Origin of the sequence: Bradyrhizobium sp. 63_E2_N1_3 (assembly GCF_052076005.1) — a bacterium.
Classification (GTDB): Bacteria; Pseudomonadota; Alphaproteobacteria; order Rhizobiales; family Xanthobacteraceae; genus Bradyrhizobium; species Bradyrhizobium barranii.
Genome location: NZ_CP197235.1, coordinates 1,752,360 through 1,768,448, shown reverse-complemented (window position 1 = coordinate 1,768,448; position 16,089 = coordinate 1,752,360). Strand labels below are relative to the sequence as shown.

The window sequence follows — 16,089 nt, the reverse complement described above, 5'->3', positions numbered from 1 at the left end:
GACTTAATTCCCCACGGCGGCCAGCAGGCTCTGCAACATTTGGTCGACGGTCGAGATGATCTTCGACGACGCCGAATAGGTACGTTCGACCTGAAGCATCAAGGACATCTCGTCGTCCATGTTGACGCCGCTGACGTTCGACAGCGCCGCGGAGCTGCGGTCGAGCAGCGTGTTCTGGTAGGTGGCGTTGTCGTCCGCGGCCTTGCGCTGGTTTTCGATCCAGCTCGTCGACGACGCAGCGAAGTCGATCAAGCTGCCGCTCGGCTTGCCTTGCGTGGTTGCATCGAACGGCTGCGACGCATCCATGTTGCCGATGAGCTGCTGCAGCCTGGTCGAGTAACCGGCATTGCCGGTGGTGTTGTATCTGTAGGCAACGTTGCCGCTGATCGCGCCATCACGCAGCAGGTTGGGATTGCCGCCCTGGGCCGGGTCGACCGACGCGGCAACGCTGATCGAGCCGGCCAAGCCGACCGAGACGGTCGCGCTTGCGGGCATCGCGGGTGAGCCGGGATAGGTGAAGAGGCCGGGCCGGTCGGGCAGCGCGGCGCCGGACTGGTCGACCTCCTTGAAGGATTCGACAAGGCCGCGTGCGACCTCGTCGAGCTGGCTCTGATACGTGACCGTGGCGTTGTCGCGCAATTGGGCGAGGCCAGCGAGCTTGCCGGTCTTGATCGGCATCACGGAATTGGCGCCGGTGACCGGGACACCGTCGATATAGACAGCATTTCCGGTGGTCCCGGGCGTATAGATGTTGGTCGCCGCGAAGCTGACCGAGCGCGCCGTCTTGTCGAACAGCACGACGCCGCTGTCGGCGTAGAGCGCCGCGTCGCCGTTGGCGCGCAGCGTCATCGAGACGCCGACCTCCTGCGACATCTTCGAGATAATGTTGTCGCGCTGGTCGAGATAATCGGTGACGTCGTCACCGGCGATCGTCCCCTTCACGATCGCGGTGTTGACCTTATCGAACTGGGTCAGGAGCTGATTGATATTCCCGACCGAAGTCGCCATGTCGGCGTCCGCTCCCTGGCGCACCGTCTGCACGGTCTTGGTGGCCTGGTTGAGCGCGGTCGCCATGTCCTTGGCGGACGTGACCGCCGCCTGCGCCAGCGTGGTGTTGTCCGGGGCGTTGGCATATTGCTGGAGCGCCTGCTTCAGCTTGTTGAGCTGGGCGGCCGGCGACTGCCCAAGCTCGGGATCGTCTACAGTCGAGGCCGATATCTTCTGAAGACCGTCCAGGATCGCATTCTGCTTGGCGGACCCAGACGTCGCGATCAGGACGTTATTATAGAGACCCGAGCTCGCGGCGCGCTGGATCGCCGCCACATAGACGCCGGCCCCAGGGAGATTGTCCAGCACGGCGATCTTGCGCGAATAGCCGGCGGCGCTGGCACCGGCTATGTTGCGCGAGATCGTCGACGACTGGATACCCGACGCCATGAGCGACGCACGAGCGGAGTCGAGAGCGGCGGTAAGGGACATGATTTGCTCTTGCCCGGAATGAGCGCTTGAGGATTCAGCGCTTCAGGTTGACGACGACGTCGAGAAGATCGGCGCCGGTCTGGAACGATTTCGAATTCGCAGTGAAGCCGCGCTGCGCCTCGATCATCCCGGTGAGTTCGTCCGCGAGGTCGACGTTGGAGTCCTCCAGCGCGCCCGACTGGACAGTGCCGAGACCGCCGGTACCGGCATTCCCGGCCTGCGCGTTGCCGGAATTCATGTTGGTCGAATAGACGTTGCCGGGCTCCGGCGTCAGGTTGTCGGGGCTCGCGACGTCGGCGAGCATGATGGTGTAGAGCGTCAGCTGCTGACCGTTCTTGAGGATCGCCGTCACGAAGCCCGAATCGTCGACATCGACTTTGTCGATGGCCGATGGAACGCTGCCATTGACTGTCGCCTTGAAGCTGAAGTCGGTTCCGACCTGCGTCATGTTCGACAGGTCCAGGCTCATCGCCGCACCGCCGGGAACGGTGAGGGCGAGAGTCGTCGGGCTCGCCGCGGCCAGCGTGCCTTTGCCGGCTGCGGTCGTATCGAAGGTGAAAGTGGTGGCGGCACCAACCGACGCACCTGTCGCGGAGTTGTAAGCCTGAAGCTGCCAGGTGTCAGAGCCGGCGGCCGTCGCCGTGTGGGACATGTAGACGTCGAGCGTAACGGCCTGGCCGATATTGTTGTAGGCCACGATCGAGCTCTTCGACGAATATGACGCCGGCCCGGGCGGACCGGCGATCACAGCCGCTTTCGGATCCAGATTGCCGGTCGTGAGCGTTCCCGCCGTCGACGGCACAGGCACTTGCGAAACCTGGGCAATGTTGACGATCTGCATGCCGGACAGGCTGTTCTGCGAGAAATTGGTCACCTTACCGGGCTGGCCCAGGAGGTAGTAGCCGGCCGCGTTGACCAGATTGCCCTGGGCGTCCGGCACGAACGAGCCGGCGCGCGTCAGATATTGCTGCGTGTTGGCGGCGTTCGACACCACGAAGAAGCCGTTGCCCTGCACGGCGAGGTCCGTGGTCGACGTGGTGAACTGCGTGTGTCCCGCGTCGCTGATGGCGTAGCGAACCGTCGTCTCGACGGCGCCGGAGTCGTAATTGCCGGAGCCGCTCTTCAGGATCAGTGACGAGAATTCCGTCGAAGCCCGCTTGTAACCGGTCGTGTTGACGTTCGCGATGTTGTCCGAAACCGTCGACAGCTTGTTGGACTGCGCGCTCATTCCGGAAACGCCGGTGCGCATAACACCATACAGGCTCATGAAGTAGGCTCCTTTGTCAGGTTGTATCTACAATGCGGGTTCTTGCTTGCGCGGAGCTGATGATTGGGATCCGTGCACAACTTTCAGGTGGTAGCGGTCACGTCGTCTTCGGCTGACAGAACGAGCGCGCCTTGTCGGTCCACGCGCCGAAGCCGCTGGAGACGAGATGAGCGACGATGTGACAGACGTAGCGCTTCTGCGCGGGCTGATTGTTGGGGCCTGCGTTGTAGCGCGCGACCGCCATGGTCCAGCTGCCCTCGCGCTGCTTCAGCTCTTTCAGGAAGCGTGCGGCGTATTCGACGTTCTTCGCGGGATCGAACATCGCGCGCACCGACGTGAACTTGTCGCCGTGATAATAATGGTTGATCTGCATGCAGCCGAGGTCGATCAGCTTGATGCCCTTGCCGCGCATCGTCTCGAAATTCGCGATCGCGTCGTTCATGTCCTTGGCGAACACGGTCTGGCCGTCGGCGCCGAGCGCGTAAGGGTGGAGCGAACCGCGCCGTCCGGTCTCGGTGAGGCCGACCGCATAGAGAATGCCGAGCGGGATCCCATGCTGCTGGGACGCGCGCGCCATCTCGCGCTCGCAAGGGCGCGCGTTGTCGGTCGCCGCTGCCGCGGCGCCCGCGCTACAGATAAACAGGGCCGCGGCGAGTATGCGGCCCCACGTCCTGGTCATGACGCGTCTCCTCGTTGGACTGGCGCTCCTGCCGGGCCTGCTTCGCACCGCCGTCCGATTGCCCGGACGACGTGCCGGCGCCGCCGAACGTGCCTTGCGACTGCGACGATGGCTGTTGCTGGCCGGAGAGCTGCGGCTGCGGCTGGCCGGAGCCGCTCTGGAATCCGTCCAGCGAGCCGTGCTGCACGGGCGCGACGTCGGCGACATAGCCCGCCGACTGCATGAGATCGCGGATCGACTCGCGCTGCTGATCCAGCATCAGGCTGGTGTCCTTGCGCGCGGCCGCGAGGTGAACTGAAACCTCCGAGCCGACGAGGCGAAGGCGTACCGTGACGTTGCCGAGCGCCGGCGGTTCGAGATTGATCGTCAGGATCTTGAGCGGCTCAGGCGCTTTGGTCTGCGACGTCGCGAGATCGGCGGCGGTGGACGCCGTCGGAGCCGGCGATTCCTTCAGCTCGGCGACGACTGCGTTGGCGACCTGCTGCGTGGCGCTGAACTGCGCCGGCGGCAGATGGGTCTCCTGCTGGACCACGGTGACCTTGGTCGCTTCGGGCAATGCGTCCCGCGCCGAGGCCTTGACGGCGCGTTCGACATTGGCCGTGACGGCCTCGAAGCCTTGCGTCGCGGGCATTGCCTTCGAGGACGCATCGCTGGCTTGCTGCGCGGCTGCCGCCGCCTGCGAAGGCGCGGCCTGCGAGCGCGTGCCCGTTGAAGCGGCAGCCGGCGGCGCGGGCTCGGCAGACGTGACCTTCGCGGTGCCCTGGACCTCACGCTTCGTCGTGGCAGAGCGCTCGTCGCGCGCAGGCGCGTCCTTCTTGTCGCCCGCCGGCGATTGCAGCTGCGGCTTCACGGCCGGCACGGCGGCGAACTGCTGTTCGACGACCGCCGGAATGCTCGATCGGGCCGAAACTTCGGTCTTCGCGCCGTGGTCGACCGGAGTTTGCGTCTCCGGCGATTTTTCAGTTTTCTCGTCGGACGATTTGCGAATGGGTTCGGGTTCATCATCCGCCTCGGTGCGTTCCCGCACCGTCTTGTCCTTGTCGGCCGGGCGCGCGAGGTGCGTGCGCAACGATCCGGCTTTCGCGCTCGTGTTGCCGCCCTCGTCGTTGAGCGCCCGCTTCGCGAGATTCGAGACGGTGTGCAGCAGATCGTTGAACGACGAATCTGCCGGCGATTTCGTTCCGGCGGATTTTCCCGAGAGCGATGCGCCGCGCACGTTGAGGCTTTCGGCGAGACCCGAAAAGACCTGTCCGGAGGTTCCACTGAGCTTCGTCATGGGCGATCCCTGGTAAGGCGTTCGAGTTCGCCGAGCTGCTTCCGCGCGCGCGCAAGCGTCTCGGTCGACGCGGCGAGATCGAGACGCGCCGGCGTGACCGGAGGCTTGTCGGCGGCGGCGGTGGATCCACCCGCGAACGGCTTGCGGACATCGAGTGCGAGCTGCAACGTCGCATTCAGCAACGGAACGTCGCGCTCGGGCAACTTCGAGCGGTCGAGGGCCTTCAACTCGGCGACACCGCCGTCATACTCGTCAGTGAGCGCCCGCGAGACGCCGCGGAAGAAATGCGCGCGCTCGCGATCCTCCGACGCGTCGGCGCTGAGCGTCAGCGCACGCTCGCCTGCAAGCCGGGTCACCGCCAGCCGTCCATGCACCATCGCGGTGCGCGCGATCACGAGATAAAGCTTGAGGCGGCTCGCCCGGTCGATCTGCTCCAGCAGAGTGACGATCCGCGCAAAGCGGCGCTCGTCGAGAGCAATGCTCGATTGCGTCAGGCCGGAGGCGAAGCGCTGCCAGAAGTCCCCGGCATAGACCGAGTTGCGGTAATGGCGGATATAGGCGAGCGTCAGGAACTCGAACTTGTCGAAATCCTCGGCCTGCCCGACCAGCAGGATCTCGCGCCGCAGTGCCGCCTCCTCCACCAGCGTGCCCGGCAACAGCAGCCGCGCGTCGTCCAGACGCTCGATCGCGAGCGATGCCTCGGCGCGCGCGAACAGTGCGCCCTGGACCAGCGCGACCTGTCCGCCCAGGCCCGTTGGCAACGTGCGCGGCTTAACGTCCTTGAGCAGTTCGCGCGCTTCGTCCTGGCGGCCTTCGACATAGGCCAGCGCACCGTTGAACAGCCGCTCGTCGACGTTCAGCTTGTCGCGCGGCAGCTTTCGGACGACCTGCGGCCCGCCGCCGCTGAGCAAATAGATGATGACGGCCTGGCCGTTCTGCGCATTGCTCCACACGCTCGGATCGGCGGCGAGGAACTTTTCGCCGACCTGCCGGGTCAGCGCGATGTGGCTGCCATGCGCCGCGGTGTCGCCGCGGGCAATGCCATCCTGCACCGCCTGCAAGGTGCGCACGAGCTCATAGGGCTCGCCCGAGGTCGATGCCGGGGACGGTGCCGGATCGGCAAGCGCGCATACCGTCGTGAACGGCAGCAGCAGCAGCGCGGCGCGCAGGAGCGGCCTGATCAAGGGCGCTTCTCCCGGACCAGGATCTCGATCCGGCGGTTCTGGGCGGCAGCTGGATCGTTCGTCAGTTTCGGCCGCCGATCGGCGTAGCCTTCGACATGCTCGATCCGCTGCGCATCGACGCCGGAGCGAACCAGCATGTAGTAAGCCATCTGCGCGCGCGCGGTCGACAGCCGCCAATTGTCGTAATTCTCGGACTTGTAAGGCCGATTGTCGGTGTGGCCGCGGACGATGATCATGCCCTGGCGCTTCGTCAGTAGCGGCCCGATCTTGTCGATCACGCGGATCAGCTCAGGCCGCGGCTCGGCCGAGCCGACCGCGAACATTCCGAAGCTCGCATCGTCGGTCAGGCTGATCAGAAGGCCTTCCTCGACCTGGCGCACCTCGGCCACCGGGCCCGCACCGGCCTTGATGTCCGACAGCGCATCCACGATCGCGGACTGTAGCTGCTTGACGGTCGGCTGCTGGGTCTGTGCCGCATCGCGCGATTCGGAATTCTTTGCTTGATCGCCGGGGCGTGGCTGCGCGGCGGCATTGGCTTGAGCGCCAGCCTGGGCGCCCGGTTGCGGCGCATTCGCCTGAGCACTGCCATCGCGTTGAGCCTGCGAAAGCGCAGGCCCGGGCGGCAGCAGCGGCGACAGGCTTGCAGACGACGCGTCCGCGTTTGGAGCCACGCTACCGCCGGCATCGTCCTGCTTGGCACGTTGCGCCTGCGGCTCGCCCTGACCTGTCCCGGACGCATTGTCGCGCGCGGACGCGTTCGGCTTTGGCTCGCTGTCGACGAAGTGATCCGCATCCTTGGACGTCTGCGGCGCCAACTTCCAATAGCCGGGATCGAAGGGATCGCGGTAGGCATCGCCGCCCTTGAGGCCGTCCTCTTCGGCGGAGGTCAGCGCGCCGGCGCGGCGCTGGCCCGAGGACTGGTTCGCGCTGTTGGCGATCTCGGCAAGCGTCGCGTAGGGATCGCGAAACAGAACCTTCTCTTCGAAGGAGGCAGGCTTCTCCGCCGTCGGCGAGTCTCCGCGACGTTCTTCGTTCGGCCCGGCCGGCTGACGCTTGCCGTCCTGGCCTTCGAACTGCGTCGGCTCCTTCTTGCTGAGATCCTTGAGGCCCTTCGGAGCGGGTGCGTTCTCCGCGAGCTTGATCGGGTTGAAATAGCTCGCGACCACCTGCTTCTGGTCCTGGTTGAGCGCATTGAGCAGCCACATGACCAGAAAGAACGCCATCATCGCGGTCATGAAGTCCGCATACGCGATCTTCCAGACGCCACCGTGATGCGCCTCCTCGGCGAAGGCGCTGCGCCTGCGGATGATCACCAGCTCGTGCTTGACTTCTTCCATGGCGGACTACCGGCGCGCCTCGTTCAGACGTTCGCTCCACGCCGCAATCTGCGTCTCGATCACGGTCTGGTCTGCGACGACGCGGACCTCGAAAGTCTCGGCGGCTTCGTATTCAATCCCGGTTCGCCGGGCCGTCTGGAGCTGCGAGCGCACCAGATCGAGCAATTCGCCCGGGCCGGTGATCTTGAACACCGGCACCGGCGAATTGCCGGTCAGCGTTGCGATCTGCTCGACCAGCGATCCGATCGCCTTGTCACGGACGGCGTCGGCGAGGAAAGGCAGCAATATCCGCGCAACCGAGCTTGCGATGTTGGTTTCGATCTCGCGGCAGGCCGTCTCGAAGCCGCCCACGATCGTGGCCGCCTGCTGGTCGGACCATTTGGCCCGCTCCTCGCCGAGCCGGATCGCGCTGCGAACGCGCTCCTCGGCGACCCTAGCATCGCCTTCCGCGACACCGGCGGCGTGACCGCGACGATAGGCATCTTCGAGAAGATTGGCCGACGGAGCTTCCGCCTCGGGCGCCGGAAGCGGCGATTGAAGCTGCGGCTGCGATTGGACCTGACGCGGCGGCTGAGGCTGAGGCTCGCGCCGCACCTCCATCGGCCTTGTCAGCACATCCTGGATCTTGGGGGGCGGAGGCGGCGGCGGAGACTTGGCCCGCCCATTCGCGTCGAACTGCGTCAGGAGTTTTCCGATAGCCGCGTTCATGCTGCCTCCTCGCGTCGCATCCAGTCTTTAAGGATTGCTGCCGCCTGCATCTGATCGAGCCGGACGATCTGCTCCAGCCGCTTCTGCGGCGTCCGCTGCATCTTGCCTTCGAGATCCTCGACGAGGTTGAGCTCGGGGTCCTGACTGTCGGCCAGTGCAAGGGCTGTTGCAGCTTCAAGCTCGGCGGCCTCGGCCGCCTCGGTCTGCTCCTGCGCTGCGCGATGCGTCAGAATGCCGTTGACCGCGGGGCGAAGGCCGAACCAGACCAGCATCGAGGCAACGGCCAGGATGGTGACCGCGTTGATGACGCTGCCGAGCTGCTTGTTGATCATCTCGACGAAGCTGATCGGCGGCACCGGCGCCAGTTCGCGCGAGCCTTCGATGAAGTCGACGGCCGTCACCTGGATCTGGTCGCCGCGCTGCTTGTCCAGTCCGCCTGCCGTCGCCGCGAGCTGGCTGATCTCGGCGAGCTTGCTGTCGACGATCGCCTGATTGCTCTTGTCGCCGAGATCGGCGACAAGCCGCGCGCGGTTGACCAGCACGGCGATGAAGAGCTTCTTGACCAAATAGCCGTCGCTCACCGTCGTCGTTGTCTTGGACGACACCTCGAAATTGGTGACGTCCTCGCGGCGGGTCTTGTCCTCGCTGGAATTCTTCGTGCCGCCGCTATTCACCTGCTGGTCCGGCAGGTTCTGCTGCACCGTGGTCGGCGTCGAACGGTCCGCATTCTGCGACGATTCCTTCTCGCGCACGTTCCGGACCGAACGCTCGGCGCGGCTCTCCGGGTCGTAGACCGTCTCGTTGGTCTGCCGCTTGTCGGTGGAGAGCTGCGGCGCGACGCTCACCTCGAAATTGTCCAGACCGAGATATGGCGTCAACGCCTTGCGGATGTTCTCCTGCACCATCCCGCCGACCGTCTTCTGGAGGCTCGCCATCTTGGTCGGGGCCGCGCTGGCTTCGTCCTCTTCGGCGAGCAGCATCGAACCATCGGCATCCAGCACCGTCACCTTGTCGCGGCTCATGCCGGGAATGGCCGCCGCGACGAGGTGGCGGATCGACTGCGCCGTGCGCGCCTCGATCGCGCCGTCGGTGCGCAGTACGACCGACGCCGAAGGCGGCTGCTGCGTCGCCCGGAACGAGCCGCGCACCGGCATCACGATATGCACCCGCGCCGCCTTGACGCCCTTCATCAACTGCACGGTGCGCGCGATCTCGCCTTCGAGCGCCCGGAGCTTGGTGACCTCCTGCATGAACGAGGTAAGGCCGAGCGAGCCGATCTTGTCGAACAGCTCGTAGCCGGAATTGGCGCTGGTCGGCAGCCCCTTCTCGGCAAGCAGCATCCGCGCCTGCATGGTCTGGCTCGGGCGCACCGAGATGGCGTCGCCGGCCGTATTGACGTCGAATGTGATATTCTGCTCGCGCAGCGCGGCGCCGATGCGCGTCACGTCTTCGCGATTCAGGCCTGTATAGAGCGTTTCGAACTCAGGCCGGCTCAGATAATAGGCGCCGCCGACGACGGTGACGAGAACGGCAAAGCCGATCAGTCCCAAGGCCATCAGGCGCCGCGGCCCAAGCTCCAGCAGATTGTTGAGCAGTTGCTGTACCTGCGCACGACTGAGCAGCATGTGACCTCGTACCAATGCGAACGTATGGGACACTCCGCTGCCAACCTTGTCTGAAGGTTGCGCAAGGAGACGAATGTGTCGGTTCGCGGGCGAGGCGTTGCAATTTTACAAGAATCCTGGACGACGCGATCAACTCAGCAGCAACAAGCAGGCGCACGAGCGCATGGCAGCGCAATCGGCTGCGGCGTGTTGCATGACGTCTGGCGTCGGAAGAACTTCCATTACGGGCACATCTTGTGCCGCCACACCCGCCGGTCATGGCAGGGACCGTGCTCCCGGGGGAGCACGGTTGTTTCCAAAGCCGAAGCTTACTTGAACAGCGACAGGATGCTCTGGCTGTTCTGGTTGGCGATCGAGAGCGCCTGAACGCCGAGCTGCTGCTGGGTCTGAAGGGCCTGGAGGCGGGTCGATTCCGCATTCATGTCGGCGTCGACGAGCTGACCGACACCGCGATCCACCGAGTCCATCAGGGTCTTGACGAACTCCGTGTTGGTCGAGATGCGGTTCTTGACGGCGCCGAGGTCGGCGGCGGCCGAGGACACCGAGTTGATCGCAGTGGTGAGCTGCGTGATGTAGCCATCGAGCGTGGTCTGGTCAGCCGTCGAGTCGGTCAGCGCGGAGATGTTGATCGTGTTGACCGACGCCGGGCCGCTCACCTTGTCCAGGATACCGGTCTGGGTCGCGGTATAGAGCGAGTAGTTGGCAATCGTCAGGGTGATGGACCCGATCGTCGGCGTGCCGCCGACGCGCGAGAACGACGACACCAGGTTGAAGGTCGCCGGAGTGGCGGCGGTCGTGCTCAGCCAGTTCACGCCGTTGAAGGTTGCCGCATCGGCGGTACCCTTCATCTGCTGCTGGATCTGGGTGATGTCGGCCTGGATCTTGGTGCGGTCGATACCAGCGGTCTTGGCTTCGACCAGCAGCGCCTGCAGCTTGGTCAGGCCGCCGGTCTTGTCGCCGACAACCGCGGTCAGAGCGGTGTATTCGGTGTCGACGGTCGCAGCCGACAGACCGAGCGAGTCGGAGACGGCGGAGAGCGCGGCGTTGTCGGCGCGCATCGACGTCGCGATCGACCAGTAGGCGGCGTTGTCGGAAGCGGTGGCCACGCGCTGGCCGGTCGAGATCCGGTTCTGCGTGGTCGCGAGCTGCGAGCTGACGCTCCGGAGTGTCTGGAGCGCGGTCATTGCAGCGGAGTTGGTAAGCAGGCTCGAGGCCATTCTTGACGTCCCTTTGAAACGGATTGAATTGATTTTGGGGACATACCGGGCTTGCACCGGTACGGCGGGGCGGCATCATGCCTTTGGGCGGCCGAAGAGCGGGCCCAACCTGTCGTAGCGGCGACGATAGCGCGCGAAGTTTGTGCGAGGCTTGTGGCGACGTGGCTGGACCGCAACACGGTGAGCCAGGAGGTCACGACGCGTGACGAGCGTACGCCAAATAAAAAGGCCGCGCTTCGCGAGAAGCGCGGCCTTCCCGGATGGTTTTGAGGCTTAGCCGCGGAACAGCGACAGGATGCTCTGGCTGTTCTGGTTGGCGATCGAGAGCGCCTGAACGCCGAGCTGCTGCTGGGTCTGCAGGGCCTGAAGGCGGGTCGATTCCGCATTCATGTCGGCGTCGACGAGCTGACCAACACCGCGGTCCACCGAGTCCATCAGGGTCTTGACGAATTCCGTGTTGGTCGAGATGCGGTTCTTGACGGCGCCGAGGTCGGCGGCGGCCGAGGCCACCGAGTTGATCCCGGCCGTGACCTGCGCGATGTAGCCATCGAGCGTGGTCATGTCAGCCGTCGAGTCGGTCAGCGCCGCGATGCTGATCGTGTCGATCGATGCAGCGCCGCTCACCTTGTCCAGGATGCCGCCCTGGGTCGCGGTGTAGAGCGAGTAGTTGGCGATCGTCAGGGTGATGGACCCGATCGTCGGCGTGCCGCCGACGCGCGAGAACGACGACACCAGGTTGAAGGTCGCCGGCGTGGTCGCGGTCGTGCTCAGCCAGTTCACGCCGTTGAAGGTCGCCGCATTGGCGGTACCCTTCATCTGCTGCTGGATCTGGGTGATGTCGGCCTGGATCTTGGTGCGGTCGATACCAGCGGTCTTGGCTTCGACCAGCAGCGCCTGGAGCTTGGTCAGGCCGCCGGTCTTGTCGCCGACAACCGCGGTCAGAGCGGTGTATTCGGTGTCGACCGTCGCAGCCGACAGACCGAGCGAGTCGGAGACGGCGGAGAGCGCGGCGTTGTCGGCGCGCATCGACGTTGCGATCGACCAGTAGGCGGCGTTGTCGGAAGCAGTGGCCACGCGCTGGCCGGTCGAGATCCGGTTCTGCGTGGTCGCGAGCTGCGAGCTGACATTGCGGAGGGTCTGCAGCGCAGTCATTGCAGACGAGTTGGTGAGCAGACTTGAACCCATTTTTGATGTCCCTTTGAAGATTGAACTGTTTTTGGGGACATACCGGGCTTGCACCGGTACGACAGGGCGGCGTCATGCCTTTGGGCGGCGAAAAAGCAGGCCCAACCTGTCGTAGCGGCGACGATAGCGCGCGAAGCTTGTGCGAGGCTTGTGGCTCTGTGCCCGGACTGCAACAGGGCAGCCGAATTTGCGGCGTGCGCGCGGCAACACACCAAACGAAAGGGCCGCGCTTCGCGAGAAGCGCGGCCCTCCCCAGATGGTCTAAGGCTTAGCGGAACAGCGACAGGATGCTCTGGCTGCTGTTGTTGGCGATCGAGAGCGCCTGCACGCCGAGCTGCTGCTGGACCTGGAGGGCCGCCAGGCGGGTGGACTCCTGGTTCATGTCGGCGTCGACGAGCTGGCCGATACCGCGATCAACCGAGTCCATCAGCGACTTCACGAAGTCCGTGTTGGTCGAGATACGGGTCTTGACGGCGCCGAGGTCGGCGGCGGCCGAAGCCACCGAGTTGATCGCAGCGGTGACCTGCGTGATATAGCCGTCGAGCGTGGTCTGGTCAGCCGCGGAGTCGGTCAGCGCGGAGATGCTGAGCGTGTCGATCGACGCCGCGCCGCTCACCTTGTCCAGGAAGCCGCCCTGGGTCGCGGTGTAGAGCGAGTAGTTGGCGGTGGTCAGGGTGATCGAGCCCGTGGTCGGCGTGCTGCCGACTCGGGAGAACGACGACACCAGGTTCACGGTCGCCGGGGTGGTGGCGGTCGTGCTCAGCCAGTTCACGCCGTTGAAGGTCGCCGCATTGGCTGTCGCCTTCATCTGCTGCTGGATCTGGGTGACGTCCGCCTGGATCTTGGTGCGGTCGATACCAGCGGTCTTGGCTTCGACCAGCAGCGCCTGCAGCTTGGTCAGGCCGGAGTCCTTGTTGCCGATAACCGTGGTCAGAGCGGTATATTCGGTGTCGACCGTCGCAGCCGACAGACCGAGCGAGTCGGAGACGGCGGAGAGCGCGGCGTTGTCGGCGCGCATCGACGTTGCGATCGACCAGTAGGCGGCGTTGTCGGAAGCGGTGGCCACGCGCTGGCCGGTCGAGATCCGGTTCTGCGTGGTGGAGAGTTGCGAGCTGACAGACCGCAGGGTCTGGAGCGCGGTCATGGCGGTCGAGTTCGTAAGCAGGCTTGACATTGCGAATGTCCCTTTGATGTACGCGTTACATTTTCACGAGGGGACATACCGGGCTTTCACCGGTACGGAGGGGCGGCATCATGCCTTTGGACTGATGTGGGTGGGGTCCAACCCGCCGTGCCGCATTGCTAGCACGTCGAATCTTGCGCCGAGATTAAGATCGGCTTGAATTTCGCTGTAATATCATATAGTTAACATTACCCTCTGCTAACCATAGACCGGCACTTTTCGCTAACCATAACCGGCCGGCGATCGCGGTCGCTACGAGAACGACCGCACCAATCCGGAGGCCAGCAGGTTCCAGCCGTCGATCAACACGAAGAACAGCATCTTGAACGGCAGCGCGATGATCGTCGGCGGCATCATCATCATGCCCATCGACATTGTCAGCGTCGCCACGATCATGTCGATGACCAGGAACGGCAGGATGATGAGGAATCCGATCTCGAACGAACGCCTGAGCTCGGAGATCATGAAGGCCGGAATGATGACGCGCATGTCGATGCGCTTGTCGTCGAACTTCTTGCGGAAGCTCTCCGCGGCGAGTGCCTCGAAGGTCTGGAGATCCTTGTCGCGGACATGGGCCAGCATGAACTCGCGGAACGGATCGGTGATCTTCAGATAGGCCTCTTCCTCCGAGATCTCGTTCTTCATCAGCGGCTGGACGCCGGTTTCCCAGGCGCGGTCGAAGGTCGGCGCCATCACGTAGAAGGTCATGAACAGCGCGAGGCTGATCAGCACCAGATTGGCCGGCGTGGTCTGAAGGCCGAGACCGGAGCGCAGGAACGACAGCGCCACCGCAAATCGCGTGAAGCTCGTCACCATGATCAGCAGCCCCGGCGCCACCGACATCACCGTGATCACCGCCATCAGCTGGATGATGCGGCCGCTGGTCGAGCCGTTGCCCGGCGGCAGCAGCGAGTTGAGGTCCGGAATCTGGGCCAGCGCCACCTCGGGCAGCACGACCAGAACCAACGCGAGCAGCAGGACTCTCACTCTCACTGAATCACCAAGGTCTCAATGATCAATTCGCGGATCTTGCCCGACGAGCGGATATTGGCCCGCTCCGTCAGGTCGTCGCGGAGATGCTGAAGCCCGCGCGATCCCTCGAACTGGCCAACCGATGCCGACCGCAGATAGGTCACGATGTCCTCGCTGATATGGGCGGCCAGGATGCCGGCATCCTCGTCGCTCATGCTATCGGTCACCATGGAGGCTTCGACACGGGCCCAGTTGTTGGCCGGCGCGGCGAGATTGGTCACGATCGGGGACAGCTTTCTCAGCCGTGCGCTGCCGGCGTAGCTCGTGGCAAGGGGCGGCGGCGTGGCGCTCTTCTTCGCGTCGGCGGCGCGCTCCGCGGCCGCGAACAGCTGCAGGCCGGCAACCGCGCCCGCACCGATCGCGATCAGGGTCAGCACCACAATGGCCGCAATCAGGCGCATCACGTCCCCTGCCCTCGCGGCGCGGCGCGGTCGGCGCGATTCTCAGAATGGTGCCACGGCGTCATAGATCCGATGTCCCCATCCAGGCTGCTGCACGTCAGACAGATTTCCGCGACCGCCATACGCCACGCGTGCCTCAGCGATCTTCTCGTAGGAGATCGTGTTGGTGCGCGAGATATCGCGCGGACGCACGATGCCGCCGACGTTGAGCACGCGCATCTCGGTATTGACCTTGAACTCCTGCGAGCCGCTGATCATCATATTGCCGTTGGGCAACACGTCGGTGACGATGGCGGCAATCGACAGCTTGATGTCTTCGGTACGATCGATCTGACCGTTCCCCTTGATCTGGGTGTTGGTGTTCAGATTGGCGCTGGTCGAGCCCTTGTCCTGCCATCCGGCGACGTCCATCAGCCAATCCAGCCCGAACTTGATTTGCGAATCGCGCGAACGATCGGTCTTGTTGTCGAGCTTGGCCTTGTCCTGCATCGAGATGATGACGGTCACGACGTCGCCGGTGCGCCGGGCACGGGGATCGCGATAGAGATCCGTGCCGTCGTCCCAGGTCGAGCGATAGCTGACGGGCGTACGCATGCGGGGCGTCACCGGAATCGGATCGGCCTGTGTCCTCAGGCCGGTGCCGACCGGCGACAGTCGCGGACCGGTCAGCACTTCCGCGGGATCGCCGATGCACCCGGTCAGCATCAGGAGCGGCAGGATGAGGATCAGATTCTTCATCTATTTGGTCTTTCCGTCATCCACGCGACGCATTCCGCCGAGCAGATCGGCAAGGTGCGCCGCGCGTGCCGTCTCCATCTCGTTGAAGATCGCGCTCGAGCTCCTCGGACTGAGTTTTGCAAGCACGGCGGCGGCGGTCTCGTCCGCCATCCCGGCGATCTGGGTCGCCGCGGCATCCGGCTTCATGCGCGAATAGATCTCGACGACGCTGGCTTCGGCCTTCTTCAGGAAGTCGTCACGCAGCGCCATCCACTTCTCGTATTCGGCGCGCTTGGCCTCGACCTCGGCGATCCGCTCCCGGAGCTGGGTCTCGGCCTTCTCCAGCTCCCTGAGCTGCCAGGCCAGCCGCGCATCGACGGCGGGGTCGGCGACATTGCTGCAGAACAGGGCGACCTCATTGTCCGCAGGTACGGCAGCCTGTGCCGGTGCGGGCTTCGGCGGCGCCGTGACGCTGCCCGGCTTGGCCGGGCGCGCGGGCGCGACTGCGGGCGCTGGCGCGGGCTTCTCGGGAGCCGGCACGGCCCCCGTGATCGCAGGTCCGGAATCTTCGGCGGCCCACGCCGTCGCCCGGAACGACGCATTGTCGCCCGGTATCGACGAGGCCGCCGGATACGGCTTCTGCGGTCCGGGCGCGCGGGCACGCGCGAACGACAGCAGGTTGAGCGGCTTCGACGGCTTGGCCTCATCCAGCGCCAGAACGGGCGAAGCGCATCCGAGCGCGCAGGCCGCGACCAGGAGGAGGAGTTTGGCTTTGTGATCCAGCTTCAGCATCGGGTGC

General features: G+C 64.8%; 15 protein-coding genes. All 15 read right to left on the bottom strand.

Annotated elements, in window-relative coordinates; translation table 11 throughout:
- Positions 1 to 3: 3 nt before the first annotated feature.
- A complete protein-coding gene (gene flgK, locus AB7531_RS08250; protein WP_063981312.1) occupies positions 4 to 1,479 on the bottom strand; it encodes a flagellar hook-associated protein FlgK in 1,476 nt (491 codons plus the stop codon).
- 34 nt (positions 1,480 to 1,513) lie between these two features.
- A complete protein-coding gene (locus AB7531_RS08245; RefSeq protein ID WP_063981311.1) occupies positions 1,514 to 2,746 on the bottom strand; it encodes a flagellar hook protein FlgE in 1,233 nt (410 codons plus the stop codon).
- A 97-nt stretch (positions 2,747 to 2,843) separates the two neighbouring features.
- On the bottom strand, positions 2,844 to 3,425 hold the full coding sequence (locus AB7531_RS08240; protein ID WP_063981310.1) for a transglycosylase SLT domain-containing protein: 582 nt from the start codon (positions 3,423 to 3,425) through the stop codon (positions 2,844 to 2,846).
- Positions 3,376 to 4,701, bottom strand: coding sequence for a flagellar hook-length control protein FliK (gene fliK, locus AB7531_RS08235; protein ID WP_063981309.1), 1,326 nt, complete (start codon positions 4,699 to 4,701; stop codon positions 3,376 to 3,378). The genes AB7531_RS08240 and fliK overlap by 50 nt, the downstream gene beginning before the upstream one ends.
- On the bottom strand, positions 4,698 to 5,885 hold the full coding sequence (locus AB7531_RS08230) for a chemotaxis protein (RefSeq protein WP_063981308.1): 1,188 nt from the start codon (positions 5,883 to 5,885) through the stop codon (positions 4,698 to 4,700). The genes fliK and AB7531_RS08230 overlap by 4 nt, the downstream gene beginning before the upstream one ends.
- Entirely contained in the window at positions 5,882 to 7,222 is a 1,341-nt protein-coding gene (locus AB7531_RS08225; RefSeq protein WP_063981307.1) for a MotB family protein, read from the bottom strand. Before AB7531_RS08225 ends, AB7531_RS08230 begins: the two co-directional genes overlap by 4 nt.
- Positions 7,223 to 7,228: 6 nt before the next feature.
- Positions 7,229 to 7,930, bottom strand: coding sequence for a hypothetical protein (locus AB7531_RS08220; RefSeq protein WP_063981306.1), 702 nt, complete (start codon positions 7,928 to 7,930; stop codon positions 7,229 to 7,231).
- Positions 7,927 to 9,555, bottom strand: coding sequence for a flagellar basal-body MS-ring/collar protein FliF (gene fliF / locus AB7531_RS08215; RefSeq protein ID WP_063981305.1), 1,629 nt, complete (start codon positions 9,553 to 9,555; stop codon positions 7,927 to 7,929). Before fliF ends, AB7531_RS08220 begins: the two co-directional genes overlap by 4 nt.
- Positions 9,556 to 9,863: 308 nt before the next feature.
- Positions 9,864 to 10,772 carry a flagellin N-terminal helical domain-containing protein gene (locus AB7531_RS08210; protein WP_063981304.1) on the bottom strand — a complete coding sequence of 303 codons (909 nt, stop codon included), beginning with the start codon at positions 10,770 to 10,772 and terminating at the stop codon, positions 9,864 to 9,866.
- Between the two features lie 273 nt (positions 10,773 to 11,045).
- Complete coding sequence (locus AB7531_RS08205) at positions 11,046 to 11,957, bottom strand: flagellin N-terminal helical domain-containing protein (protein WP_063981303.1); 912 nt, start codon at positions 11,955 to 11,957, stop codon at positions 11,046 to 11,048.
- 268 nt (positions 11,958 to 12,225) lie between these two features.
- Complete coding sequence (locus AB7531_RS08200; RefSeq protein ID WP_135216098.1) at positions 12,226 to 13,131, bottom strand: flagellin N-terminal helical domain-containing protein; 906 nt, start codon at positions 13,129 to 13,131, stop codon at positions 12,226 to 12,228.
- A gap of 261 nt (positions 13,132 to 13,392) precedes the next feature.
- The gene (fliP, locus tag AB7531_RS08195; RefSeq protein ID WP_071909955.1) at positions 13,393 to 14,133 is read right to left on the bottom strand and encodes a flagellar type III secretion system pore protein FliP; all 741 of its coding nucleotides are present in this window, start codon (positions 14,131 to 14,133) and stop codon (positions 13,393 to 13,395) included.
- Positions 14,130 to 14,573 carry a flagellar basal body-associated FliL family protein gene (locus AB7531_RS08190; protein WP_063986114.1) on the bottom strand — a complete coding sequence of 148 codons (444 nt, stop codon included), beginning with the start codon at positions 14,571 to 14,573 and terminating at the stop codon, positions 14,130 to 14,132. The genes fliP and AB7531_RS08190 overlap by 4 nt, the downstream gene beginning before the upstream one ends.
- Positions 14,574 to 14,615: 42 nt before the next feature.
- Positions 14,616 to 15,311: a flagellar basal body L-ring protein FlgH gene (gene flgH, locus AB7531_RS08185; protein WP_028153467.1), complete on the bottom strand. Its 696-nt coding sequence runs from the start codon at positions 15,309 to 15,311 to the stop codon at positions 14,616 to 14,618.
- Entirely contained in the window at positions 15,312 to 16,082 is a 771-nt protein-coding gene (locus AB7531_RS08180; protein ID WP_063981300.1) for a MotE family protein, read from the bottom strand.
- Positions 16,083 to 16,089 lie beyond the last annotated feature (7 nt).

Bases quoted from the DNA above. Each gene is read 5' to 3' on its own strand.
- flgK (WP_063981312.1), bottom strand. From the start codon at position 1,479: ATGTCCCTTACCGCCGCTCTCGACTCCGCTCGTGCGTCGCTCATGGCG.
- AB7531_RS08245 (WP_063981311.1), bottom strand. From the start codon at position 2,746: ATGAGCCTGTATGGTGTTATGCGCACCGGCGTTTCCGGAATGAGCGCG.
- AB7531_RS08240 (WP_063981310.1), bottom strand. From the start codon at position 3,425: ATGACCAGGACGTGGGGCCGCATACTCGCCGCGGCCCTGTTTATCTGT.
- fliK (WP_063981309.1), bottom strand. From the start codon at position 4,701: ATGACGAAGCTCAGTGGAACCTCCGGACAGGTCTTTTCGGGTCTCGCC.
- AB7531_RS08225 (WP_063981307.1), bottom strand. From the start codon at position 7,222: ATGGAAGAAGTCAAGCACGAGCTGGTGATCATCCGCAGGCGCAGCGCC.
- AB7531_RS08220 (WP_063981306.1), bottom strand. From the start codon at position 7,930: ATGAACGCGGCTATCGGAAAACTCCTGACGCAGTTCGACGCGAATGGG.
- fliF (WP_063981305.1), bottom strand. From the start codon at position 9,555: ATGCTGCTCAGTCGTGCGCAGGTACAGCAACTGCTCAACAATCTGCTG.
- AB7531_RS08210 (WP_063981304.1), bottom strand. From the start codon at position 10,772: ATGGCCTCGAGCCTGCTTACCAACTCCGCTGCAATGACCGCGCTCCAG.
- AB7531_RS08205 (WP_063981303.1), bottom strand. From the start codon at position 11,957: ATGGGTTCAAGTCTGCTCACCAACTCGTCTGCAATGACTGCGCTGCAG.
- AB7531_RS08200 (WP_135216098.1), bottom strand. From the start codon at position 13,131: ATGTCAAGCCTGCTTACGAACTCGACCGCCATGACCGCGCTCCAGACC.
- AB7531_RS08190 (WP_063986114.1), bottom strand. From the start codon at position 14,573: ATGCGCCTGATTGCGGCCATTGTGGTGCTGACCCTGATCGCGATCGGT.
- flgH (WP_028153467.1), bottom strand. From the start codon at position 15,311: ATGAAGAATCTGATCCTCATCCTGCCGCTCCTGATGCTGACCGGGTGC.
- AB7531_RS08180 (WP_063981300.1), bottom strand. From the start codon at position 16,082: ATGCTGAAGCTGGATCACAAAGCCAAACTCCTCCTCCTGGTCGCGGCC.